22 protein-coding genes and 1 other RNA gene are annotated in these 25,114 nt (G+C 40.5%); 3 read left to right on the top strand and 20 right to left on the bottom strand.

Annotated elements, in window-relative coordinates:
* Positions 1-250: 250 nt before the first annotated feature.
* From hpf to QM830_RS10095, 3 genes are all read right to left on the bottom strand, one after another.
* On the bottom strand, positions 251-793 hold the full coding sequence (gene hpf, locus QM830_RS10085; protein WP_414326848.1) for a ribosome hibernation-promoting factor, HPF/YfiA family: 543 nt from the start codon (positions 791-793) through the stop codon (positions 251-253).
* Positions 794-874: 81 nt separating this feature from the next.
* Positions 875-1,540: a ComF family protein gene (locus tag QM830_RS10090; protein WP_414326849.1), complete on the bottom strand. Its 666-nt coding sequence runs from the start codon at positions 1,538-1,540 to the stop codon at positions 875-877.
* On the bottom strand, positions 1,537-2,835 hold the full coding sequence (locus QM830_RS10095; protein ID WP_414326851.1) for a DEAD/DEAH box helicase: 1,299 nt from the start codon (positions 2,833-2,835) through the stop codon (positions 1,537-1,539). The genes QM830_RS10090 and QM830_RS10095 overlap by 4 nt, the downstream gene beginning before the upstream one ends.
* A gap of 55 nt (positions 2,836-2,890) precedes the next feature.
* Between QM830_RS10095 and QM830_RS10100 the strand changes: the two genes are divergently transcribed.
* Together QM830_RS10100 and cysK are read left to right on the top strand one after the other, a co-directional pair.
* Entirely contained in the window at positions 2,891-3,535 is a 645-nt protein-coding gene (locus QM830_RS10100; protein ID WP_414326853.1) for a YigZ family protein, read from the top strand.
* A gap of 135 nt (positions 3,536-3,670) precedes the next feature.
* A complete protein-coding gene (gene cysK, locus QM830_RS10105) occupies positions 3,671-4,594 on the top strand; it encodes a cysteine synthase A (protein WP_009732346.1) in 924 nt (307 codons plus the stop codon).
* Positions 4,595-4,643: 49 nt separating this feature from the next.
* Here the strand turns inward: cysK and QM830_RS10110 are convergent, their stop codons facing one another.
* From QM830_RS10110 to QM830_RS10175, 14 genes are all read right to left on the bottom strand, one after another.
* Entirely contained in the window at positions 4,644-5,009 is a 366-nt protein-coding gene (locus QM830_RS10110) for a S1 RNA-binding domain-containing protein (RefSeq protein WP_414326855.1), read from the bottom strand.
* A 1-nt stretch (position 5,010) separates the two neighbouring features.
* A complete protein-coding gene (locus QM830_RS10115; protein WP_414326857.1) occupies positions 5,011-6,411 on the bottom strand; it encodes a bifunctional Cof-type HAD-IIB family hydrolase/peptidylprolyl isomerase in 1,401 nt (466 codons plus the stop codon).
* A 44-nt stretch (positions 6,412-6,455) separates the two neighbouring features.
* Positions 6,456-7,088, bottom strand: coding sequence for a response regulator transcription factor (locus tag QM830_RS10120; protein WP_009732343.1), 633 nt, complete (start codon positions 7,086-7,088; stop codon positions 6,456-6,458).
* Positions 7,085-8,101 (bottom strand): sensor histidine kinase, encoded by a 1,017-nt coding sequence (locus QM830_RS10125; RefSeq protein WP_414326859.1) that lies wholly within the window; start codon positions 8,099-8,101, stop codon positions 7,085-7,087. The genes QM830_RS10120 and QM830_RS10125 overlap by 4 nt, the downstream gene beginning before the upstream one ends.
* On the bottom strand, positions 8,098-8,793 hold the full coding sequence (gene liaF / locus QM830_RS10130) for a cell wall-active antibiotics response protein LiaF (protein ID WP_009732341.1): 696 nt from the start codon (positions 8,791-8,793) through the stop codon (positions 8,098-8,100). Before liaF ends, QM830_RS10125 begins: the two co-directional genes overlap by 4 nt.
* A 164-nt stretch (positions 8,794-8,957) precedes the next feature.
* Complete coding sequence (locus QM830_RS10135) at positions 8,958-10,757, bottom strand: CAP domain-containing protein (protein WP_414326861.1); 1,800 nt, start codon at positions 10,755-10,757, stop codon at positions 8,958-8,960.
* A gap of 492 nt (positions 10,758-11,249) precedes the next feature.
* Positions 11,250-13,121 carry a Stk1 family PASTA domain-containing Ser/Thr kinase gene (pknB, locus tag QM830_RS10140; protein WP_414326863.1) on the bottom strand — a complete coding sequence of 624 codons (1,872 nt, stop codon included), beginning with the start codon at positions 13,119-13,121 and terminating at the stop codon, positions 11,250-11,252.
* Positions 13,118-13,858, bottom strand: a complete 741-nt coding sequence (locus tag QM830_RS10145) for a Stp1/IreP family PP2C-type Ser/Thr phosphatase (RefSeq protein ID WP_414326865.1) — start codon at positions 13,856-13,858, stop codon at positions 13,118-13,120. The genes pknB and QM830_RS10145 overlap by 4 nt, the downstream gene beginning before the upstream one ends.
* 21 nt (positions 13,859-13,879) lie before the next feature.
* Entirely contained in the window at positions 13,880-15,193 is a 1,314-nt protein-coding gene (gene rsmB / locus QM830_RS10150; protein WP_414326867.1) for a 16S rRNA (cytosine(967)-C(5))-methyltransferase RsmB, read from the bottom strand.
* Positions 15,183-16,118, bottom strand: a complete 936-nt coding sequence (fmt, locus tag QM830_RS10155) for a methionyl-tRNA formyltransferase (protein WP_414326868.1) — start codon at positions 16,116-16,118, stop codon at positions 15,183-15,185. Before fmt ends, rsmB begins: the two co-directional genes overlap by 11 nt.
* Before the next feature lie 11 nt (positions 16,119-16,129).
* Positions 16,130-18,514 carry a primosomal protein N' gene (locus QM830_RS10160; RefSeq protein ID WP_414326870.1) on the bottom strand — a complete coding sequence of 795 codons (2,385 nt, stop codon included), beginning with the start codon at positions 18,512-18,514 and terminating at the stop codon, positions 16,130-16,132.
* A gap of 88 nt (positions 18,515-18,602) precedes the next feature.
* Positions 18,603-18,917, bottom strand: coding sequence for a DNA-directed RNA polymerase subunit omega (gene rpoZ / locus QM830_RS10165; RefSeq protein WP_003010339.1), 315 nt, complete (start codon positions 18,915-18,917; stop codon positions 18,603-18,605).
* 25 nt (positions 18,918-18,942) lie between these two features.
* Positions 18,943-19,575 carry a guanylate kinase gene (gene gmk / locus QM830_RS10170; protein WP_003003905.1) on the bottom strand — a complete coding sequence of 211 codons (633 nt, stop codon included), beginning with the start codon at positions 19,573-19,575 and terminating at the stop codon, positions 18,943-18,945.
* A 107-nt stretch (positions 19,576-19,682) separates the two neighbouring features.
* The gene (locus QM830_RS10175; RefSeq protein WP_414326873.1) at positions 19,683-21,290 is read right to left on the bottom strand and encodes a ribonuclease Y; all 1,608 of its coding nucleotides are present in this window, start codon (positions 21,288-21,290) and stop codon (positions 19,683-19,685) included.
* A gap of 235 nt (positions 21,291-21,525) precedes the next feature.
* Between QM830_RS10175 and QM830_RS10180 the strand changes: the two genes are divergently transcribed.
* Positions 21,526-22,008, top strand: a complete 483-nt coding sequence (locus QM830_RS10180) for an S-ribosylhomocysteine lyase (protein ID WP_414326875.1) — start codon at positions 21,526-21,528, stop codon at positions 22,006-22,008.
* A 69-nt stretch (positions 22,009-22,077) separates the two neighbouring features.
* Here the strand turns inward: QM830_RS10180 and QM830_RS10185 are convergent, their stop codons facing one another.
* From QM830_RS10185 to rnpB, 3 genes are all read right to left on the bottom strand, one after another.
* Positions 22,078-23,508, bottom strand: coding sequence for a cell division site-positioning protein MapZ family protein (locus QM830_RS10185; protein ID WP_414326877.1), 1,431 nt, complete (start codon positions 23,506-23,508; stop codon positions 22,078-22,080).
* 11 nt (positions 23,509-23,519) lie between these two features.
* Entirely contained in the window at positions 23,520-24,677 is a 1,158-nt protein-coding gene (locus tag QM830_RS10190; protein WP_414326878.1) for a THUMP domain-containing class I SAM-dependent RNA methyltransferase, read from the bottom strand.
* Between the two features lie 66 nt (positions 24,678-24,743).
* An RNA gene (rnpB, locus tag QM830_RS10195) (RNase P RNA component class B) lies at positions 24,744-25,109 on the bottom strand.
* Between the last annotated feature and the right edge of the window lie 5 nt (positions 25,110-25,114).

Raw genomic sequence — 25,114 nt, forward strand, 5'->3', positions numbered from 1 at the left:
ACTATAACTTCCGTTATAGCGCCCTGCACATTGGTTCGTCTTGTTCAGTTTTCAAAGGTCTTTGTCGCTCTCTCGCGACAACTATATTAGTATATCACGTACACTTTTAATTGTCAATAACTTTTTTGAAAAAATTTTATTTTTTTGAAAAAAGTTTTTCTTTCTACTTGCTAAAGCATTTGATAGAAAGAAAACCGGAGCTAATTAGCTCCGGTTTTCTTTCTATATTATAATCTATTTTTAGGATTAATTACTCTTTAACTTCCAATAAACCGATGTCTCCATCTTCTCTACGATAAATAACATTGGTTGTATTGTCTTCTGCATCTCGATAAATAAAGAAATCATGAGATAGCAGTTCCATTTGAAGGATCGCTTCTTCTATATCCATTGGTTCCAGATCAATTGTTTTTGAACGAACAACTTTTTCTGTTGTTGCCGCTTCTTCTACAACTGCATCTGTGAAGAGTTTCCCTGCACCAGATTTAACACGATTTTTCTTTTCAATTTTTGTTTTGTTCTTACGAATTTGACGTTCAATCTTATCTACAACGAGATCAATTGAACCATACATATCTTGAGACACATCTTCCGCACGGAGAGTAATTGATCCAAGTGGAATTGTTACTTCTACTTTTGCGGTCTTTTCACGGTAAACTTTTAAGTTTACTCGAGCGTCTAGCTCTTGGTCTGCCTGAAAATATTTTTCAATCTTTTCGAGTTTAGAAACGACATAGTCGCGGATGGCTTCTGTTACTTCTAGGTTTTCACCACGGATACTATATTTAATCATATAAGTACCTACTTTCTAAACATTATGTTTTTATTTATATGTATATTATAACGCTTTCATAAACATTTTGCAAATCTTTTTTTACCTTGCAATTGAAAATGTTTTTATTTCTTTCACTCCTTTTTCAAGCAATAGGCGTTTCATTAATTCGATAGTTTTGCCAGTAGTATAGATATCATCAAATATAAGATATCTTTCTTCTGTCGACACATCTTCTCTTAACTGAAAATGCTGTGAAGTTTGTAATCTTTCTACTCTTCTCTTTTTTGATTGAGCTAGGCTATCCTCTTTTTTGAATAGATTCTTGTACTTTATATCTGCATAGTCTAGTATAGTTGAAACTTGATTGAAGCCCCTCTCCTCTTTCTTTTCATGGCTAATAGGAGTTGTTAGGATGGTATAGCTTTTATACTTTTTCATAGCTTTTTTAATATCATTTGCAAATATGGTCCCTAACAAGCGATCTCCTTCAAACTTATATCGTTTAAAATATTCCTTCATCGCTTCGTTGTATCTATACAAAGCTTCATGTTGAACTTTATTTCCTTTTTTACTCCAGTATTTACAATCTTTACATTCCTTCTCTTCCTTATCTTTAAAACATTTAGGACAGTGGACGTCACTGATTGCTTCAAATTGTTCTTTGCATTCTTTACAAATCCATTCTTCCTTTGTTTTCAATAAGATAAGTTCTCTAAAATCTTCACTTCTTTTAAACTCTTTATCACAAAGTAAACATGATTTCAAAAGCCGGCCTCCTGATTCATCCCTTTTATCTCCTTTATTGCTTTCTTCATTTCTTTTGTTGTGCCATCTGATAGAAAAAGTAATTGTCCTGTTGGTCTTTCCTTGCTTCGACCAACCCTTCCTGAGATTTGTACAAGTGCACTTTTAGTAAACAAGCGATGATTACTTTCTAAAACGAAGACATCTACAAACGGAAAAGTAACCCCCCTTTCTAGAATAGTCGTCGAGACGAGAATGGTCACTTCTTTTTTTCTAAACTCTTCCACAATTTGCAAACGATCCCTTGTCTGAGAGGATACGAAACCTACTTTTTCTTCAGGGAAGTATTTTTTTACATTCTCTGTAAATTGCTGGCCTAATTCAATTTCAGATACAAAGATTAACAGAGGGTAATGTGTCTGTCTTTGTTTCTTGATTAGTTTCAATAATTCGTTAGGTATTCTTCCTTTTTCTATTTTTTCTCTAATTTTTGATACCCATTTTATTTCAGGTACCACTAAGGGGTTACCATGGAATCTTCTTGGAAGGCTATAACGAATAATTTCTTTTTTCTTGACTTTTTTATCCAATTCATCTGTAGAGGTTGCAGTTAAAAAAAGAGTATTTCCGTTTTTCTTTACTGCATTCTGTACTGCTTTATATAATATAGGATTGTCTACATAAGGAAATGCATCTACCTCATCTATGATAAGGAGATCGAAGGCCTGATAGAACTTTAACAATTGGTGGGTTGTCGAGATTACCAAGGGAGTTCTAAAATAGGGGTCTGATTCCCCGTGAAGCAACGATATCGGGCAGGAAAAATCTTCTTTCATCCTTCCGTATAATTCAATACAGACATCAATTCTTGGAGTTGCAATACAGACTGCTTGTCCTTTTTGGATTGCTCTTGCCACAACCTGGTACATCATTTCCGTTTTTCCAGCCCCTGTCACAGCATGTACCAAGGCATGTTTTCCTGCTTTAACTGCTTGGATAAGTCCTTCAGATACCTCTTGTTGATAGGAAGTCAAGGTTCCTTTCCAGTTTAGCACCTCTTGACCTTCAAAGTCTCGCTGTGCAATAGCATAAAGTTTTTGATCACTCCGGATCCTTCCCAATTGGATACAGGCTCTACAATACAGCACCTCCTCACTCAACTTCCAAAGTTTTTGATCAATCAAACTGCCACATCGAAAACATTGGTACCTTCCATTCTGTTTTTCTATAGCTGGAAGTTCTTGAGCAATTTCTTTTAGATCATTTGTCATTTGACTCTCCGTTAAGAGTCTTCCATAAGAATCTTCTATCTTCATACTTATTAATTCGCAAAAGTTGGAGAAAATCATTCTTTTTTTGTAAAATAAGAATATGGAATATGTTACATTTAAAGAGAACGGCACTGTTCAAGAAGAAATCAAAAAATCAAAATTCATTTGTCATGTCAAGCGAGTCTCCTCTGAAGAGGAAGCTAGAGATTTTATCAATGCCATCAAAAAGGAACACTATAAGGCTACACATAACTGCTCTGCTTTCATCATTGGGGAACAAAGTGACATCAAACGGACCAGTGACGATGGAGAGCCTAGCGGAACAGCTGGGGTACCGATGTTAGGAGTTTTGGAGAATCATCACATCACTAATAGTTGCGTCGTGGTTACCCGCTATTTCGGAGGTATTAAATTAGGTGCTGGCGGTCTGATTCGTGCTTATGCTGGAAGTGTGGCACAAGCAGTTCGAGAAATTGGACTGGTAGAAATCAAAGAGCAAGTGGTTCTTGGGATCACACTTTCTTATTCCCAATACCAAGAATTTGCTAATTTCTTAAAAGACCATCAATTGGCAGAACAAGATCCGATGTTCACAGATCAGGTGATGACAACTATTTTTGTAGACAAAGAAGACACACCTTCTATCACAGCAGCTTTAGTCGAATTTTATAATGGAAAAGTCATTATTGAGGATCAAGGAATTCGTGAGGTTGAAGTACCCCTTCTTTCCCTTGAAAATGAATAAATTATTTGGAATATACAAGACCTATTGGCAACGATAGGTTTTTTTTATCACACCCATAAAATTTCTATATTTTACATTCTTTCCACAAGGGACTATACTGGTTAGTATCAAGAAAACCTAGAACTGAGGTAAATTATGGCTATTTATGAAAACATTACAGAATTGATTGGACACACACCGATTGTCAAATTGAACCGACTTGTTCCTGAAGGAGCTGCAGATGTCTATGTCAAATTAGAAGCTTTCAATCCTGGATCATCTGTCAAGGACCGGATTGCTTTGAGCATGATTGAAAAAGCTGAAGCGGATGGCTTGATCAAACCAGGTGATACGATTGTCGAAGCAACTAGTGGGAATACAGGGATTGGTCTGTCATGGGTTGGTGCAGCTAAAGGCTATAATGTCGTGATTGTCATGCCTGAAACGATGAGTGTGGAACGTCGTAAAATTATCCAAGCCTACGGGGCTGAACTCGTTTTGACTCCTGGAAGTGAAGGAATGAAAGGTGCAATCGCTAAAGCTGAAGCAATCGCTGCAGAACGAAATGGCTTCCTTCCTCTTCAATTTGAAAACCCTGCTAACCCAGAAGTCCATGAAAGAACAACTGGACAAGAAATCGTTGATGCCTTTGGAAAAGATGGCCTCGATGCTTTTGTGGCAGGTGTAGGTACTGGTGGAACAGTTTCTGGTATTTCACATACCTTGAAAAAGAACAACCCAAATGTGAAAGTCTTTGCCGTTGAAGCCAATGAATCTGCAGTTCTTTCTGGTGAAAAACCTGGACCTCACAAAATCCAAGGTATTTCAGCTGGATTTGTTCCGAATACCTTAGATACCAACGCCTATGATGGGGTCCGTCGTGTTACCTCAGAAGAAGCTTTCGAACTTGCACGCGCTATCGGTGGAGCTGAAGGATTCTTAGTCGGTATTTCAAGTGCCGCAGCTATCTTTGCTGCTATTGAAGTAGCCAAAGAACTAGGCAGCGGTAAAAAAGTTCTTGCTCTTGCACCAGATAATGGGGAACGCTACCTTTCTACTACACTTTACGAATTTGAATAATATTCTGTACCAAAAAACTTCGCTAGGTTCTATTCACCTAGCGAAGTTTTTATTTTTTCTCTTGTTTGCTAAAGAATACTTTTCCTTCTTTGACCCAAGACGGCATCTGTTGGGCCAAGGGAGCAAAACCACTCTTGTGACGGTCATTAGAAAAGCGATGATGTCGAATGATTCGTTGCGGGGCCTCTTCAAGCGTTCTCAAAGAGAGGCTAGCTTTGTTGGTATATTCATCAACATCGATGACTTGAACAAAGACCTTCTCCCCAATCGACAGAATATCCTGAATATTACTTACATAACCACTTCTAATCTCTGAGATATGAATCAAGCCCGTCACACCCGACTCTAGTTCGACAAAGGCGCCGTAAGGTTGAATTCCTGTGATGGTTCCTTCTAACTTATCTCCAATTTTCATATTAGTCCTCAATTTCGATGGTTTGAATCACGACATCTTCTACCGGCTTATCCATCATACCTGTTTCAACAACCGCGATCTCATCTAATACAGCAAACGAAGCTTCATCCATCAATTGACCAAATACCGTATGGCGTTGATCTAGGTGAGGAGTCCCTCCTTCTGTCGTATAGATTTCGGCAATTTTTTCAGGCCAGCCACCGCGGACCAATTCCTTTTTCGAGTATGGGAGATGTTGATTTTGTACAATAAAGAATTGGCTGCCATTCGTGTTTGGTCCAGCATTGGCCATCGAAAGAGCTCCACGAATATTGTACAATTCTTTTGAAAATTCATCTTCGAAGCTGTCACCATAAATGGACTCACCACCCATACCAGTACCTGTTGGATCTCCCCCTTGGATCATGAAATCTTTAATAATCCGATGGAAAATGACACCATCATAATAGCCAGACTTAGCAAGAGCTACAAAGTTTGCAACTGTTTTTGGCGCTTGATCTGAAAACAATTGAATTTTCATCTCACCGTGATTGGTTTTGATCACAGCGACAGGACCTTCAACCGCACCAAGTTCCAACTGTGGTAACGTCAATTCTTTTTCAACCATATTTAATTCCTCTAAGGCATAGAAAATGCCATCTTCTTCCAAATTCTTAGTGATATAATCAGCTTTTTCTTGTAACTCTGGGGCAGATTTTCCCATTGCGATACTAATCCCAGCATACTCAAACAGTTCGAGATCATTTAATCCATCCCCAAATACTAAAACATTCTCTGGCTTCAAGCCCAATTGATTGACAAGCTGAGAAACTCCGGAAGCTTTTGAAGCTTCAAAGCGAACAACATCTGACGAATGGGGATGCCAGGATACTAGGCGTAAGTCCTCTTGCAAGAAATCCGGTAACTCTAACTCACTATCATGTTCATCAAAGGTCCACATTTGGAAAATGGGTTCTTTCAAATGCAGATCTGGATCTACTGGTAGGTTGGGATAAATAATGTCAATAGCATCACTGATCAAGGGTGTCCGATTGGACAGAGCCGCTTGATGACTAGCCACTAACCCATAATCAATCTCGGATTCTTTGGCCCAATCCACAAAAGAAGAAACGATTGCTTCATGAATTGGTGATTGGTAAATGACAGTTCCTTTTGCATCTTCTATATAGGCACCGTTTAAGGTTACTAGAAAATCAGGTTTTAAATCCATAATTTCAGGAACAACCCCAAAAACCCCTCTGCCGGTTGCAATCCCTGTTCGAATTCCTTTTTCTTTCAACTGATGAAAGACATCTTTGACAGATTCTGGGATCAATCCCGTTTCTTTTGCACGTAACGTATCATCAATATCAAAAAAGACGATTTTTACTTTTTTTGCTTTATAACGTAATTTTGCGTCCACTTGTCTCCCCCTATTTTCCTTGCTCTATTATAGCATGTTTCAACTTAAAAATCTTCCTGATTCACCAGATGGTGACGGAAAGCATAAACGACTGCTTGTGTCCGATCACTAACTTCTAGTTTCGATAAAATATTGGAAACGTGGGTTTTCACTGTTTTCAGAGAAATAAAGAGTTCATCTGCTATGCGTTGATTTTCATATCCTTTCGTCAATAAAGCCAGAATATCCCGTTCTCTAGCTGTTAGGTCATCATGCAATTCAGCATGGTTCTTGCGTGACTCAACTTTTTGACTGACTTCAGTCTCAATCGCAAATTCTCCTTTTGCAACCTTCCGGACAGCCTGTAAGATCTCCGTTGCTGACGAGGTCTTTAAAATATAACCTTTGGCACCGGCATCTAGTACAGGGTAAATTTTCTCATTATCCAAATAAGAGGTCAAAATAACAATCTTGGCTTTGGGCCATTCTTTTAAGATGGCTAGTGTTGCATCAATGCCGTTTAGTTCTGGCATCACAATGTCCATGATAATGACATCTGGTCGTTCTTGCAGGGCTAACTCAACTCCCTCTTGTCCATTTTGCGCCTCTAATACTTGGTCAATATCGGTCTGCATGGACAAAAAGCTCTTTAAACCAAGTCGAACCATTTCATGGTCATCTACTAATAATACTTTCATACAGTTTCCTTTTCATTTTTATCTTTTATAAGAAGGGGAACACGGATATCCACTGCCACTCCTTTTTGAGGACTCGTTCGGATTTTAATTGTTCCCGCCATATCTTCCACGCGCTCTTGAATATTTTTCAACCCATAACTCAATCGTTCCAATTTTTCCTGTTCAAAACCAATGCCATCATCTACCATCCGTAAATGAAGTTGTTTTCCTTCCTGGTACAAAAAGACATCCATTTGATGAGCTCTAGCGTGTTTCAGTGTATTACTAACAATTTCTTGCACAATCCGAAAGAGATGTTCTTCCATATCTTTTGGCAGAGCTAGTTCATTGTATTTGAAGTCAACTTTTAAATTACTCTTTTCTTTCAGTTCTCTAAAAATCATCTTCATTCCGTCTACCAGGCTTTTCCCTTCCAATTCTGTGGGACGAAGATGCAAAAGCAAGACACGCAAATCATTTTGGGCTGTTCCCAAAATATCCGATACCCCATTTAATTGCTGCTGAATCTGTTTTTTCTCTATCTCAAGGGCCTGTGCTGCCACTCCAGATAAAATCATATTGGCTGCAAATAGTTCCTGACTAACCGTATCATGGAGATCACGCGCTATCCGCTTGCGCTCTGTTTCTATGATTTCTTCTTCATTTCGCATGACACGATTTTCACTTCTCTGTAAATTTTCTTCTAGTCGATGCAATTTGCTATCCAACAAATCCAGCTGTTGGTTCAGTTCTTTAGGAGCAATTTCTTTTTGCTGGGAACCATTCATAATAGCTTCCACCTTTTGTTGTACCGCATGAACTGTCACAAATTGCGTGATCTTTATAATCAAGAGAACTAAAGCCGTTAATGCTAACGTCAAGCTAAAAACTAAAAATAGGAATGATTGAAGCAAGGATAGATTCGATACAAGTTTGCTCCACTGAAAACCAACAAAATGAAAAATGGTATGACAAATGACTGCGACTACCATTAGGGAATAGAAGTACAGTAGGATATAATCTAGCTTCTTCATGGGCGCACCACCTCTACATCCCCAACAATACCAACTATCACAATTTTTATAGAGCGATGGGACCTCCGATAATTTACTGTTTCAATATCTAACGTTTCATTCCTCATTTTTCGGACAGGTAAGTCTAAAAATTTTAGATCTCCATATAGGGTGTTAATTTGTAAATGCAACTCCAAATCAATCGGTAAGATGATTTTTGTATTTCCAAAACCTTTGCGAATAATGATAACATTGTCCCAATCGCAAATCGCAACCTCTTCCAAATGAAGGGTGTCATTTCCGAAAACACGGAGCATACTCAGATCTCGATAACCTCGACTTTGCTTTGAAAAATGATGCAAATCACCTATCCATCGTGTTTTTTCCTGACGAATTTCTATATCCTCTTCGACATCGAGCACAACTGCTTCATTTTCCTTATACATATAAGGGTAGGCGATCAATAAACCATAAATAACCGCAAATAAAATGGCCGCAATCACAAAAGGATTCAGCATCACGATAAAAAATAGGAGCACACTCAGTGAGATTAATAGAAAATTTGCTTTTTGTTTGCCAAAATAGTAATACAGAAGGAGCAAAAAGAGCACCATCAAAACAATGAATCTGGAGAAATCGACTGATAAAATGGTAATGGCTGCTAGCGTTAATAAAATGGCTTCAACGAAAATAAAAATTTGTATTTTCCACATAGTCTACCTCATCTTTTCCTATTTTATCAAATTTTTCCTTATTTGACTTCCGTCTGTGGTTGGATAATACGAAGAGCAAAAAAACACCCAAAAGATAAAATCCTTTGGGTGTCCTCTATATCGGAAATAGTATCTATTCATCCGATAGCGATTGTCTAGAGGCATTATTTATAATTGTAAGCCCAGTAATAGTAACCATCTCCATTTACAACTGCTGCCACCGCACCTTCAGTTACATTTGGATCTAGTAACAATTCACGCAAGCCACTGTTGAACCATTTCGTTGCCACAGTTGCTGGATCTTCTTCACGACGAGCTACGAAACCTGTGCTATCATATTGGCGTGAAATTTGGTTAGCTTTTGGCAAAGCGAGTGAGTTGTAGACATCATCAGACCAAGTCAATTCTTTCAAACCTTGAGCTTTTCTTAGTTCATTGATTTTAGCAAAAGCTTCTTTAGCTTTTTCTAAGTAGACATAGTTTGTGTCGTCTGTTGCTTCTACACGATAAACGAATTTCACATAACCGAATTCAACATCCTTGTATTCTTTTTCGTCAACACCACTCTTCAAGTTAGCAATTAAAACATAGTCTTTCGCCCATGGGTTTTCTTTTGATTGCTCAAAGAGTTCCGGATCTTCGATTTCCCATTCTACTTTAGCATCCCATCCAGCATTATCAATAAATTTAGGATTCATTTTCTTCATGACATAGTCCTTAAATTCATCCACGTTCTTGAATGGGAGAGCTTGGCCAGCTTTAGCAGTTTCTACAAGATTTGTAGAGTAGAGCTTGACGCTTGAGTCACGATCGCTATAAGCATACTCATCATCTTTAGCATCTTCATGGAATTTTGGATCAATGACAGGGTCATTAGGATCTGTCATCCCTTGAAGTTTCCATTTACCATCAATCCACTTCCAGTATGCGGAATATCCTGTAGCTTCAGTATCGGATGGAACATAGTAGTAATGAGTAGTCCCATCAAAGTAATAGTTCTTATCGCTACGCAAAGCGGCTGATCCTGGCTTACCAGGTGGGTAGACCAACTTAGGTACTCGTCCGTTTGGTGCCCAAGGGAGGTGTTCTAATCCTTCAGCTGGGATTTCAACATATGATGGAATTTGGTTTTCACTTGGCTGGTCAGTTGTTACCAAACCGTCATTGCCAGGTACTTCTGGTTGAACCGGCACTTCTGGTTTCGGCTCAGCTGGATTCTCTGGAGTTGGAGTGAATGGATCAAACTCACCATCTGCACCTACGAATGGCGGATTCTCAGGGAAGACCAAGTTACCTGTATCTTCAGGTGTAGCTGGTTCGGATGGTTCCACCGGTTGATCTGGTTTATCAGATGGGTTTGGCTCCTCTGGTGTTGGAGTTGGATTTGGGGTCGGTGTTGGAGTAGGTGTCGGAGTATCCGGCGTTACAGGATTTTCTGTTTCGCTAGAATTCTTCACAAAAACCCACTTACCATTTTGATAGTAATAGTAATCCCCATTCTCTAATAAATAGTAATGGTAACCATTCTCATAAAGGTAATGAGGATCGTTGGCTAGGTTATTTCTAGAGTTGTTACGATTGGTCAAAGGCTGCCACTGGCCATTACGGTAGATCCGGTAAGTGCCGTCACTCATTCGATAATAATGATTACCATTCCAGTAAATGTAGTTTTCATCATTTTCTAAAGAATAACTATTTGAGTACCCATAATAACTATTCCAGTTAGGATAACCATAGTTATAGCCATAATAATAGTTCCAATTCGGATACCCATAACTGTAGGTCCATGAATTATATCCGTTATAACCATTCCAGTTATTATAAGCATAGTTATAATAGTTTGCACCATAAGAGTAGCTATTCCATCCTCTGTTTTCTGCTGCTACTTTTGTTGCTATAAAAGCCGGGACAATCATTGCTGTTGCTAAAATTGCTCGACTAACCACTCTATATTTTCTGTCCATTTAAATAATCTCCATTTGGAAAGTATAGGTGAAAGATACATCAACTATGTGCACATATTTCAAAAGTCATTCCACCTATCCTCATCTTGGTTCACGACATTTATCTCCACTAGTTGTTAAGGCCTTTTCAAATAGTGGAAAAAAATCTCTTTGTTAGCCAGTTCCCTATCAAAATAGGTCTGAACGACATTTTTACTCTTTGATCACCTTTCAGGCAGATTATCGCATGAGCCTATAGCGAAAGCAAATAATTTGATAATCAATCTATTTCCAACCTCAAATTAACTTATGTTTAATTGACCATTTTATTTTTCCAAAGCTGAAACTCCTTGATTGTTAAGGGATTCACATGCCTTCTACAAAAACTCCAAAATATCGTTTCTTCCAGCACTCTTAAAGTTTTTCCCTCAATAGGGAAATTTAAAAATCACGACATAGAAACAAAAAAACAGAAAAAGACTCAGAAATATATCTGAGTCTGAAATTCATTTTTTAATCTGTATCTGTTGAACTACTACTGCTAGAGGTTTCTGTATCCGATCGTTCCGTAGAAGAAGAACTAGATGTTTCTGAACTTGATGAGGCTTTTGTACTCGAAGAAGCTGTCACTTTAGGCTCATATACCGTCAAGACAATTCGTGTCCGGTTAATATCCACCGTACTGGAAACTTCTGGAGTTTGACTGACAATTTGACCTGCAGAAACCAATACCCCGTCAGGGAGGTGTTCTGTTTTCCTTAATTCGATATTGGCTTCTTTAATACCATAGATTTCAACCAGATTGCTTCGGGCAAAGTCATATGTTGATCCAATATAACTTGGCATCTCAATAGAAGTCGTTTCCTTGGCTACTTTTAAAACAATCTTAGTCTTTGAATTAAGAGAATATTGTTCTCCGGCTGCTGGCGTTTGCTCTAAAACTGTCCCTGGAGCATATTCGAAGGTCTCAACTTCCTCAATCGTAATCATCTTGCTAGATACTTTATAAGTATTTTTTAGATCCTCTTCTGCTGTCGCCCGCGTTTCTCCCACGTAATTTGGCATTTCAAAGCTGCTCGGTCCTTTTGAAACAATCAAGTCAATGCGACTTTGTTCTTTCTTTTGAGCTCCTGCATTTGGATTGGTTCGAATGACATAGCCTTCCGCAACCGAATCACTGTACTCTTCTTTTTCTTCACCAACTTGAAGGTCTTGTCCCTCAATAACTGCTCTTGCTTCAGCAATAGTCTTGCCAGAAACATCCGGAACTGTTTTATTGGCTGGGCTCATATACAACAAGAAGGTAAAGGCTGCAAGGACTAGAGCAATGGCAACAAATAAAACCTTGTAGCGTGCTCGTAAGCGTCTTCTTGGTTTTTTACTTGGCGCTATTGGCTGCTGGTCAGATAATGGTCGATTCGGATCAACCGAACTAATTTCACTGCGCACTTCAGAGATTGGAACAGGAGCCGTCTTTGGAGTTGGAGTCACTTTCGGCAAGGTTTTTGTATCAGCTTTCGCTTGGTCTTCAAAAACCAGTTTTTTCTCATTTCTTCTCTCATAGGACAAGCAACTTGAAAGATCCACATACATCTCTGCCACTGACTTATAGCGATCCGTCAGTTTTTTAGCTGTCGCTTTGATCACTACATTTTCTAGAGCTTGTGGAACATTCTTATTTTCCTCACGAATAGAAGGGAGAGGCTTTTGAAAATGCTGCAGTGCAATCGTAACCGCACTATCTCCATCATAAGGAATGTGTCCCGTCAACATCTCATAGAAAATGATCCCCATCGCATAGATATCACTTTGCACCGTAGCTTTTGATCCACGCGCCTGCTCAGGAGACAAATAATGAACCGACCCTAACATCGAGTTGGTCTGGGTCAAACTTGTCTCTGCGAAGGCCACTGCAATCCCAAAGTCTGAAACTTTCGCTGTTCCATCTGGTGTCAAGAGGACATTCTGTGGTTTTAAATCTCTATGGATAATGCCACACGTATGGGCAAGACGCATAGCGAGAAGAATCTCCCCCATCAAACGAACAGCTTCTTCATTTGATAAAGGTGCATTTTCTTTGATATAGCGTTTCAAGTCTAAACCTGCAACATATTCCATTGCGAGGTATTGCTGCCCTTCTTCTTCGCCAATGTCTGTAATCCGAACGATATTTGGATGGTCCAGCTCTGCCATCGCTTTTGCTTCACGCTGGAAACGTGCAACTGCAATGGGATCCGTCTGGTAATTCGTACGCAGTACCTTGACTGCAACTTCTTCACCATCTAAAATCAAATCACGAGCAAGATAAACATCTGCCATCCCACCGCGTCCAATTTGTTGGATGATTTTATATCGTCCGGCAAAAATTTTGCCGATTTGAATCATGCTGCGTCCTCCTCAGTGAAGTGGAGCAGTACAACGGTGATATTATCCAAACCTCCAGCATTATTGGCAAAACGAATCAAGGTTTGAGCTTTTTCTTCTAGCGAAACATCACTCAAGACAATGTCTCTGATCTCATCAGGGCCGATCATATTGGTTAAACCATCACTATTGATCAAAATATAATCATCTGCTTCAACAGTTACCAAACCATAATCCGGCTCTAGCTCGTCTTTTTGACCAATAGATTGGGTGATGATGTTACGCTGAGGATGATGGGCTGCTTCTTCTTCTGTAATTTGACCAGCTCGTAAAAGGGCATTTACAAGAGAATGATCACTAGTCAACTGCTGGTATTCGCCCTGACGAATGAGACTAATCCGCGAATCTCCAACATGGGCAAAAATCACTTGTCCTTCTACAAAAGCCAAGGCTTCCAGTGTTGTTCCCATTCCTTTATGTTCATCATCTTGACCTGCTAAATGAATCCGACGGTTCACAACTTCTAAATGTTCTGCAAACCATTCCCGAACTTGATTCACTGTCTCGATTTCAGAAGAAACCCAGGCCGCACCTAGGTCTGTGACTGCCATTTCACTAGCAATATTTCCGGCACGGTGTCCCCCCATACCATCAGCAAGAAAAATCATGGATTTTCCTGCTTTGTTTCTATATTGATTTGCATAGTCTTGGTTATTTGTCCGTCTTTGACCTACATCGGTTAAGATCGTCATATCCATACTGTCAGTTTCCTCCTGATATTATGATATTCTCTTAAAACGACTGATAAAGAAGCCGTCGCTTCCATATAATTCAGGTGTAATAAGGATACAATCATTCTTGAGAATATCTTTTCTTTCGTGCTCCAATGGAACTTGTTTGAAATTTGGATGGTGTTTCAAAAATTGGTCCACCACTTCAAAATTTTCTTTTCCCATAATTGTACACGTACTGTACACTATTATACCACCTTTACGCACACTTTGACAAACACTATCCAGAATTGCCAATTGAATAGCTTGTAAAGATGCAAAATCTGCACTCTCTTTATTGTACTTGATATCGGGCTTCCTCCGTATCAAACCTATCCCTGAACAAGGGGCATCCACCAATATTTTATCGAATGCATCAGAGCCAAATGCTTCAAAGACTTTGGTCGCATCTAACTTCTTTGTCAAAATTTTGTCTGCAACATGGAGACGATTAGCATTTTCTTGAATCAATTTTAGTTTGTGATCATAGAGATCCAAGGCCGTGACTTTTCCAGTTGTGAGATAAGAAGCAAGGTGAGTCGTCTTCCCTCCCGGTGCTGCACAAGCATCTAGAACCCACTCATCTCCTTGTAAATCCAAAGCTGGAGCGACCAATTGGCTGGATTCATCCTGAATGGTGATGCGCCCTTCTCTAAATAAAGAGTGCCCTGCAAAATGCCCCTGATTTTTCACGAGCGCTGAAGTTGCTATGAGGGATTCATTTGCTTCCAGCATCTGGGCTAGTTGTTCTTTCTCACTCAAATCGATGACACGAATGCTGGATTTATTACGCTGGTATAAACTTTCAAAAATAGCCAGAGCTCGCTCTTCACCGTATTCTTCGATCAATGCTTTGACCAACCAGACGGGTAGGGAGTACTGCACCGAATAACACTTATTCTTTCGCTTAATGGTTTCAGTATCTGGTAGGCCCTCGCGGATCAGCTTTCTGAGAATTGCATTGACAAACTTTTCGCTACCCTCTTTACGACGTTTTGCGATCCGTACTGCTTCATTGACAACAGCATGGTCGGGAATACGGTCCAAATAGGCAAGTTGATAGAGACTCATCATCAAAAGATAATAAAGCCACTGATCCAACTTTGTTCGATCCTCGATCACGTGGGCAAGATACCATTCGAGCGTTATTTTCCTTGCTACGGTACCGTATACAACCTCCGTCACAAAGCTTTTATCCTTATCTGAAAACAGAGATTGTTCTAGCGCTTGATTCAGGGCAATGTTGGAATAAGCTCCGTGTTCAAAGATCTCTTCTAAAACACGAACAATCTGTTCACGCGCATTCATTTGTTTAATTTCCAAAGCGATCACCTACTTGTAATTGACGACCGGCACCGTTTAAAAAGTCTGTAATAGACATTTTAGGTTTTCCTGCGGGCTGCACGACTTTGAGGGATAGAGCATCTTCTCCTGTAGCGACTACCAACTCTTTTTTGCTCAAACCAATCACTTCTCCTGGATTTCCATTTCCTTCACATAACTCTACTTCATAGATTTTGAAGCGTTGAGCATTTAATAACGTATGAGCGACTGGCCAAGGATTCATCCCTCGAATCTGATTGAAGACTTGGCGATTTGTTTTGTTCCAATCTAACACTTCTTCTTCTGGCAAAATATTCGGTGAAAATGTGACCAAACTAGGATCTTGTGGGCTTGGCTGGATCTCCCCTACTAGGTAAGCTGGTAAAGTATCTAGGAGTAGATCCCGCCCAAGAACAGCTAATTTTTCAAACAAGGTTCCCACATTATCCTCATCTAAAATAGGGAGCGAACGAGCAGCAATCATATCTCCAGCATCCATCTCTTTTACCATTTCCATAATCGTAACACCAGCTTCTTCGTCACCATTGATAAGTGCATAATGAATAGGTGCTCCTCCTCGATATTTAGGCAACAAAGACGCGTGGACATTCACCGCAAATTGGAAGTTCTCCAACAATTTTGTTGGTAAGAATTGTCCAAAAGCGGCTGTCACAATACCATCCGCATTCAAGGACAGAAGAGTCTCCATTTCTGGACTTCCTGATAATTTCTCCGGCTGAAGAACCGGTAGTTGATGTTCCAAAGCTACCTGCTTCACCGGGGTCATTCGAATCTCTTTTTTGCGACCTACTTTGCGGTCTGGTTGGGTTACCACTGCTAGAATTTCATAGCGCGAATCTGCTAACAATCCCTTTAAAACCGTCGCTGAAAAATCAGGCGTTCCCATAAATATTAATTTTGTCATTTCTTTCTTCCTTACATAAAACTTTGAGGTTCATTATCAATACTGACACGGAGATCTTGGTTGCCTCTTTCTTGTGTAAATTCTAAGATTTGATTCAAGACCTGTGTCATGCCTTCTTCGAAACGATACTTCACAATAATTTGATAATGATACAAATTATGTGTACGTGCAATTGGTTTAGGTGTTGGTCCTAAGATTTGGACCTGATCAGATAAGCCAGATCGGAGAATTTCCATGACTTGATGTGACTTCTCCATCACAATTTCCTCACTCTTATGTGATAGGGTTAACCCAACTGTGAAGTAATAAGGCGTATAGCCCAGCTGCCGGCGAATCTGCATTTCATAGGCAAAAAAGCCTTCATAATCTTGGTCTTTGGCAAATCGAATCGCATAATGATTGGGGTTATAGCTCTGAATAATGACTTCTCCCTCTTTCTCCGCTCGCCCAGCCCTTCCAGCCACCTGAGTCAAGAGTTGAAAGGTTCTCTCTGAAGATCGATAATCCGGTAAATTTAAAGAAGTATCCGCATTCAAGACACCCACTAATGTCACATTGGGAAAATCCAGGCCCTTGGCAATCATTTGCGTTCCCAACAAAATATCTGCTTCTCCATTTCCAAATGCTTCCAATATGGAGGCATGACTCCCTTTTTTTCGGGTGGTGTCGACATCCATACGTAATATTTTAGCTTCAGGAAAAATCTCTTGCAACTCATCAAAAGCTTTTTGTGTACCTGTCCCATAATAACGAATGGAAGGACTTTGGCAATTTGGACAGTGCCGAGGAATTGACTTGCTATAGCCACAGTAATGACAGTTCATGGTTTTGGTATCCATGTGAAGAGTCAGAGAAATATCACAATTAGGACAAGTATCCACTGTCCCACACTCGCGACACATGACAAAGCTGGAATAGCCTCGACGGTTCAACATCAAGACCACTTGCTCTTTTTTTTGCAAGCGATCAGAAATAGCTTTCACTAAGACAGGAGTGAAGTTACCAGCTTCATTTTGACCAATATAATCACGGAAATCAACAACTTTAACTTCTGGAATTTTGGCTGCCGGATTGGCCCTCTGGGTTAGACGAAGTAATTCATAAACCCCTTTTGTGGCACGAGCCCGCGATTCCAAACTTGGGGTGGCCGATCCAAGAAGTAAGACCGCTTGATTGTACTCAGCTCTTAGAACTGCGACTTCCCTTGCGTGATAGCGTGGATTACTATCTTGTTTATAGGAAGCTTCATGCTCCTCATCAATGATGATGGCTCCTATGTTTTTTAAAGGGGCAAAGATTGCCGAGCGTGCTCCCACCACAACCTTGGCCTCCCCGCGCTCTACCTTTCGCCATTGGTCGTACTTTTCACCATTTGATAAGCCCGAGTGCAAAATCGCCACTTCTTGACCAAAACGCGAGATAAAACGATCCGTCATCTGCGGGGTGAGAGAAATCTCAGGAACCAACATTATAGCTGTCTTACCCTTATTTAGAACTTCCTGAATAATCTGTAGATAGACCTCTGTTTTCCCGCTTCCGGTCACTCCCTCTAATAAAAAGGGCTTCGATTTTTTCCCAATTTTAGAAACGACTGTCTCTACAGCCTTCGATTGCTCTGGATTTAAGACTAAGGCTTGGGTTTGTTCTTTTCCTTCATAGTAAGCAGCTGCCCGATTGACTTCTCGTTCTATAATATCTAAAACACCCTGATCAATAAAATAAGCCACCACTTCCCGTGTAAAGTCTTGATACAATCCTGCTAAAGGATACTCATCTTTCTCTAATAGTAAGCGTTCTTTCAATGCGAGCTTTTTTTTAGCTCTCGCAGTCGGTTGAACTTCTCTTAATCGTTCCTGGTTAACTCGATACCATTTTTCTGTTTTGATCTGTTTCTTATCTTTTGCCTGGTATTCCAGTACCAAATCTCCTTTTCTAACCAACCGCATCACTTGGGCTTGGTCAGCTGCATCGAGAGAAGAGAAAGCGACTTCTGTTCTACCACCAAAAAGTTTCGCTTTGAAAGTTGGATCCAAAGACGGTTGAGGATACAAAATCTTATCATAACTCGAATTGAGAAGAGAAGGAAGCATGGTTTTTAAAATGGTGATCTTATAGGAAAAAACACTTTTTCGTAATTGATCTGCCAACCAGAACTGCTCCTGGTTTAAGACAGGTGTGTAGTCCAAGACCTCCACAATCGCCTTCAATTCTTCACTTGTGTCTGTCTCTTCTGAAACTCCGACCACAATTCCTTGAATGAGGCGATTCCCTTTACCAAAGGGGACATGAACTCGCATACCCGCCTCTAGCATATCCTCAAATTCTGATGGAATCTGATAAGAGTAGGGTTTATCTGTCTGCATCAATGGGACATCTACGATGACTTTTGCTATCACTTTCTCACCTCCAGCCTCTATCCTATGTGCCTTACTTTATCACGGCACCCTTTAAATAGCAAAAAATAAGATTGAGAAGCTCCCAACCTTAAATTTTTTCACCATCTTCTTTTTCTTTGGCAATTTGTTCCTTAATTTTACGCTCTTCTTCTTCTTTGCGAATTCGCTCTGCTTCAATGCGTCGACGAAGCGCTTCGCGTTTTGCTTCTGGATCCGGATGAACAACCACGTTACCAGACTCGATTTCTTCGAGCGCTTGTAATGTTGACTTGACTGATTGGAACTCTTGGGTTGGAACCGCACCACTTTCCAATTCATGGGCGCGTTTGGCCTCAAGAATAACCAATGAATATTTGGATGGTACTTTGTCAAGCAACGTATCAATAGAAGGTTTTAACATCATATTTCTATACCTAATTTCTAATTTTTTATCTCTTCACAATAGTTTGTGTTTTGGGCAACATATCCAGATAATGACCAATGACACGGTCCACACGGAAATGCTCTGCTTCGATTACACGTTTAACTCGCTCAGCCGCAAGAGGAACTTCGTCATTGACAATAGCGTAATCATATTCACGCATCATGGCAATCTCTTCTTTTGCTTTCTCGATCCGTTGCGCAATGACTTCTGCACTATCCGTACCACGTCCCACCAATCGATCTTGCAATTCATCTAAATCAGGAGGTGTTAAGAAGATAAAAACTGCATCCGGTACTTTCTTCTTTACTTGGAGAGCCCCTTGAACTTCAATCTCAAGGAATACATCGATTCCCTTATCCAGAGTTTCATTGACATAGGTGAGCGGAGTCCCATAGTAATTCCCAACGTACTCGGCATACTCAAGCATTTGCCCTTGACGGATCAAATCTTCGAATTCTTCACGTGTACGGAAAAAATAGTCAACACCATCCACTTCACCTGGACGTTGCGCACGCGTTGTCATCGATACAGAGTATTGAAACTGATTATCCGAGTTTTCAAAAATCTCTCTTCTGACCGTCCCTTTTCCTACGCCTGATGGGCCAGAAAATACGATTAATAAACCACGATCCGCCATGATATCTCCTTCAATGTCTTTCTATCTAGTGTAACAAAAAATGGGCTAATTTTCAACTGATTTTTCCTTCAAAAAAAGCTCGAGATGCTAGATCTCAAGCTTTTCTTTTATTTTGCGTAATCAACTGCACGCAACTCTCGAATAACCGTAACTTTAATATTTCCAGGATATTCAAGATTGGATTCGATCTTCTCACGAATGTCATGAGCCAAGATGGTGACTTTATCATCCTTGATTGCCTCAGGGCTAACCATAATACGGATTTCACGACCTGCTTGAAGGGCGAAACTTGTCTTAACTCCTTCAAAACTATTTGCAATTTCTTCTAGATCTTGCAAACGTTTAATGTAGCTTTCAAGTGACTCACTTCGTGCACCTGGGCGAGCTGCACTCAAGGCATCCGCTGCGGCGACAATGACTGCGATGACACTTTCTGGTTCCACATCACCATGGTGACTGGCAATCGTATTGACAACCACCGGATGTTCCTTGTACTTACGTGCCAATTCTGTCCCAATTTCAACGTGACTTCCTTCCACCTCACGGTCAATCGCTTTTCCGATATCGTGCAAGAAACCAGCCCGTCGTGCCAAAGTAGCATTTTCGCCCAACTCGCTTGCAATAATACCAGAAAGCTTGGCAACTTCAATGGAGTGACGCAAGACGTTTTGACCATAAGACGTACGGAATTGCAAGCGTCCCATGATTTTCATCAAATCTGGATGAAGGTTTGGCGCACCGATTTCATAGGCAGCGGCCTCACCGTATTCACGAATACGATTGTCAATTTCCTGACGGTTCTTCTCAACCAGCTCTTCAATGCGGGCTGGATGGATGCGACCATCTTTTAGGAGGCTCTCCATTGTCATACGGGCAATTTCACGACGAATCGGATCAAACCCTGACAAGGTCACCACCTCTGGCGTATCATCGATAATCACATCGACACCTGTCAAGCTCTCAAAGGTACGAATATTGCGCCCTTCACGACCGATGATGCGCCCTTTCATACTATCATCTGGCAAATGAACCGTTGAGTTTGTTTGCTCAGCAACAAAATCACCAGCCATTCGCTGCATGGCTTGCACGAGAATGTCTTTTGCAATTTTATCAGAACGTTCTTTCACTTCCAATTCTGCTTCACGAATCCGCGATGCAATTTCTTTTGAAAGTTGCTCTTCCGTCTGATTCAAAATAATGTCACGCGCTTCTCCTTGACTTAGAGCAGCGACACGTTCCAGTTCTTCTACCTTCTTGTGTTCAAGCTCTTCCAGCTGTTGTTCACGCGTATCAATGTGTTTAGTTCTATCTGTAAGACTTTGCTCTTTTTGTTCAAGAGACTGTTCTTTGCTCGTTAAAATGTCATCTTTTCGATCAAGATTGCTAGCACGTTCTGCCAAACGGCTTTCTAGTTGCTTCAATTCTTGTCGTTCTGACTTAAACTCAGCATCGACTTCTTCACGATATTTTCTGGCTTCTTCCTTTGCCTCCAAAAGTGCTTCTTTTTTAAGTGAACTTGACTCATGCTTAGCTTCTTTTAATATTAACTCAGCTTCGCGTTCTGCTTGTCCACGTAAATTCGTTGCTTCTTGTTCAGCATTTAAAAGGGTGAGTTCCGCAGCTTCTCTTGAAGCTTTCATCTTTAGAGCAGTTCCCACATATCCAATGACTAAACCAATGACCGCGGCAAAAACACCTGTAATTACAAAATTCATGCTTTTACCCCAAATCTATTTAATTAGTTGAATTAAAAATTCCTTTACATTTTATCATAAATTACTCAAATTAACAATCTAAAAAAACAGGAAAAACCTAATATATTTTTGCCAACTCCTTCCTCGTTTGGCCCTCTCTTTCTTACAGAACTACTTCCAAAGATTCATCTATGTCCACTTTTGTTGATTCTGCTTTTTTATGCTATAATCAAGAAAAACAAAGAAGGATTGAAGTATGACAAAAGAAGTAATTGTTGAAAGTTTTGAATTGGATCACACAGCTGTGAAGGCCCCCTATGTGCGCTTGATTGGAGAGGAAACAGGCCCTAAAGGGGACGTCATCTCCAACTTTGATATTCGCTTGGTGCAGCCAAATGAAAATGCCATCCCAACTGGAGGACTCCACACCATCGAGCACCTTCTTGCTATGCTTATTCGCAAACGCATTGACGGGATGATCGATTGTTCCCCATTTGGATGTCGCACCGGTTTTCATATGATCATGTGGGGCCAGCATTCAAGTACGGAAATTGCTAAAGTGATTAAAGAATCTTTAGAAGAAATTGCATCTGTCAGCACTTGGGGGGATGTCCCAGGCACAACCATTGAGTCTTGTGGAAATTACAAGGATCACAGTCTCTTCTCAGCCAAAGAATGGTGTCGCCTGATTCTAGATCAAGGAATTTCGGACGATCCGTTTGAACGTCATCTTGTTTAATACTAAAAGGATGAACCGATTGGTTCATCCTTTATTTTTTATAAACTTCTTCAGAAAACAACTCTGTCATTAATAATCCAAAGCGTCTGAATGTCCTTTCCCGTTCCCAACGAAATAACCTGTCTTGGCATTAATACTAAAGAGATAAGTTCCGTCTGGTTTGAAGAGGTTGTAATAACCGTTTCCATTTATGATATTTACACGCTCTAGGATGTATTGATTTCCAGTAATGTGTCCACGTTGACGAGCAATGTTCAATACTTTTTCAAGAATACCATCACCAAATATCCAAGCCGGGTTATTCACATCATTGATAGCAGCTTGGTTGTATGGCACACGGCTCAGATTTCGCTGTAGTGGGACCCCATCACTAGATAGACCATATCCTGAATAGCCTGGACTTGCAACTCCTGCAACACCTGTAGAAGAGCCTGCTGCTGGGGTAGTCGGAGCAGTTGGAGCTACTGGTTGAGCAGGGGCTACAACTGTGTTAGTGGTATCTGTACCACCAGTTCCTGTCACAGGTGCCGGCGTCGCAACTTGTTGGGAACGCCCTTGGGCAACCGCATCATTCAGCAAGCTATCCAGTTTCTCATTGCCAGTCTTTGTTTCAGCAAAAGTAGCATCACTTTTTGCTTTGGCAGTTGCATCAAGAACCCCATCTTTAATCACTGGTGAACTAAATTGTGAATTGACCTTTTGAATGGCAGAAACTTGCTTCACTAGGTCTTCATATTTCGTTTTAGAGGCTTCGTAATCGCTACTTCCTTCTAGTTTGTCCAACAATTTCTTGAGATTTTCCAAGTCTCCAAATTTATCATTTTTCAGAGCACTTTTTGATTCGTCTACGAAAAAGGCATCGTAGGCTTTGGTGAACTCTTCTAATTTTTGGGCTTGTGTTTGCGTCTCACTGCTACTTGATTTTGAACTTGAGGAGGATTTACTAGAAGAAGATGATACGACCGTTGTACCACCAGATGTTCCACGACTATGCATCCAGTTATAGGTCACAAAAACAGCCGATCCTACAATCGCAAGACCTAAGGCAGAATAGAGAACTGTTTTGATTCGTTTACCAGCATTGGATGGAGTTTCCTCAGGAAGGTCCTCCGATTCTACGATCGATTCGGTTGGGGTTGGACCAAATTTAATCTTAGCTGGTAATTCCGTTGAGATGGCATCCTTTCCAGTATTCTGCTCCAAGACCGTTTCCTTTACTTCCGGAGCTTCTACTGATTCTACAGATGCTCCAGCAGTCGCCAATTCTTCTGCCTTAGCCAACTCTTCCTTAGCTAAGATCTTTGTATCGTATTTTTCCGCTTCAATTTCTGCTCGGTGTTGCTTGATGTATTTGTCTAAGACATTGTCACCTTCAGTTACACCTGCCTCAATCTCCTCGGCTTTTCGATTGGCCTGTCCGATCGTCATCTCCTTGGCATCTTCAAAATCCAAAATGGATTCCGTTTCTTGCTCCAATGGTTTCTTGTCTTTCTCTGTCATAAAAATCCTTTCTATTTAGTAATCTGCCGTTTTACACGTTCCCCAAAATATTGATAGAGATCAACTTTTAGGGTCCCATTATAAAGTTTTCGTTTTTTATCTGCTTTACTGCCGTACTTAGATTCAAAACCTTCATCACTGGTTAGAATAAACTTGCTCCAGGTTTTGAGAGGAGCAAACACTTGACCCATTTCCGCATACAACTTAGTCACACCTTCATCATCTGATAAGCGCTCCCCATATGGAGGGTTGGAAATAATGACCCCATTGATCTTATCCGAACGAAGATCTTGAACCCGCATTTGTTTAAAGGTGATATCCTTGCTAACGCCTGCTTTTTGAGCATTTTCTTTGGCAATTTCAACCATCCGCGCATCGATATCTGTTCCCATGATATCCAAAACTAGGTCTCGATTGATTTTTTTACTAGCTTCTGTACGAACTTCTTGAATCAGACGATCGTCGACCCAATTCCATTCTTCAAAAGAGAAGGAACGCCTTAAACCAGGCGCCATATTGCGTGCCATCATCGCAGCCTCAATACAAAAAGTTCCAGAACCACATGTTGGATCAATCAAAGGTTTATCTGGGTACCAGTTCGATAACTGAAGGATTGCTGCAGCCATATTTTCCTTGATGGGTGCTCCACCTTTTTCAGTCCGATAGCCACGCTTGAAAAGGCTACTGCCAGTAGTATCGATTAACACGGTAGCTTGATCTTTGAGGATCGCTACTTCAATCTTGAACTCTGTCCCATTTTCCATCAAGGGAACCCCTTCTGGTCGAGCATAGTGTTTTTGTAACTTTTTAACAACTGCTTTTTTCGAAATTGCCTGAACGCTGGGTTCATTATGCAACTTTGATTTAACACATTTAGCCTTTGATATAGGGAAGCGAGCGCCTAATGGCAAATAATTTTCCCAATCCAAAGCAAAGACACCTTGAAAAAGTTCCTCAAAGGTTTTGGCAGGAAAACTTCCAACAACTATTTTTACTCTATCAGCCGCACGGAGCCAAAGATTGGTTTCGATGATCGCACGAACATCTCCCTGAAAACGAACCCGTCCATTTTCAACCTGACAATCAAAACCAAGATTTCGAAGTTCTCGACCAACAACTGCCTCTAGGCCAGCAGCAGCTGTTGCAATCAATTCAAATTGTTTTTTCATCTTATTCCTATCATTTTAAAAAAGGAGGTTGAGATCTCTCTCCACCTCACCAACCTATATGCAATTTTCTATAAGCCATGTTTTGTTCCAGAAATGACTAGGTACCATTTCCTTCGATAATCATCTGTCTACTGTTTCCAGTCAGAATACTATGTTCGTTTCCACGTATTCCATGCCCCGACCAAAGTTTGGGTTGCTAGCTTGAGGGGTTTACCGCGTTCCACTTTTTAGGTTTCCCTAAAAACTACGTCACTGTGGCACTTTCAGAGTTACTAGAGCCTATCCGAAGACTTAGCTCCTTCACTCGCCGTAACTTGACTTTCAAGTCCCTAGGCTTATGGATTCACCTAGCACAAACACTACAGGCATCACAGCCTGTGCTAGCATGGACTTTCCTCATGAGAGTATCCTCTCACGCGATTATCCAAAAATTGCAC

It is taken from the genome of Streptococcus sp. OMI750 (genome assembly GCF_047463895.1).
Taxonomy (GTDB): domain Bacteria; phylum Bacillota; class Bacilli; order Lactobacillales; family Streptococcaceae; genus Streptococcus.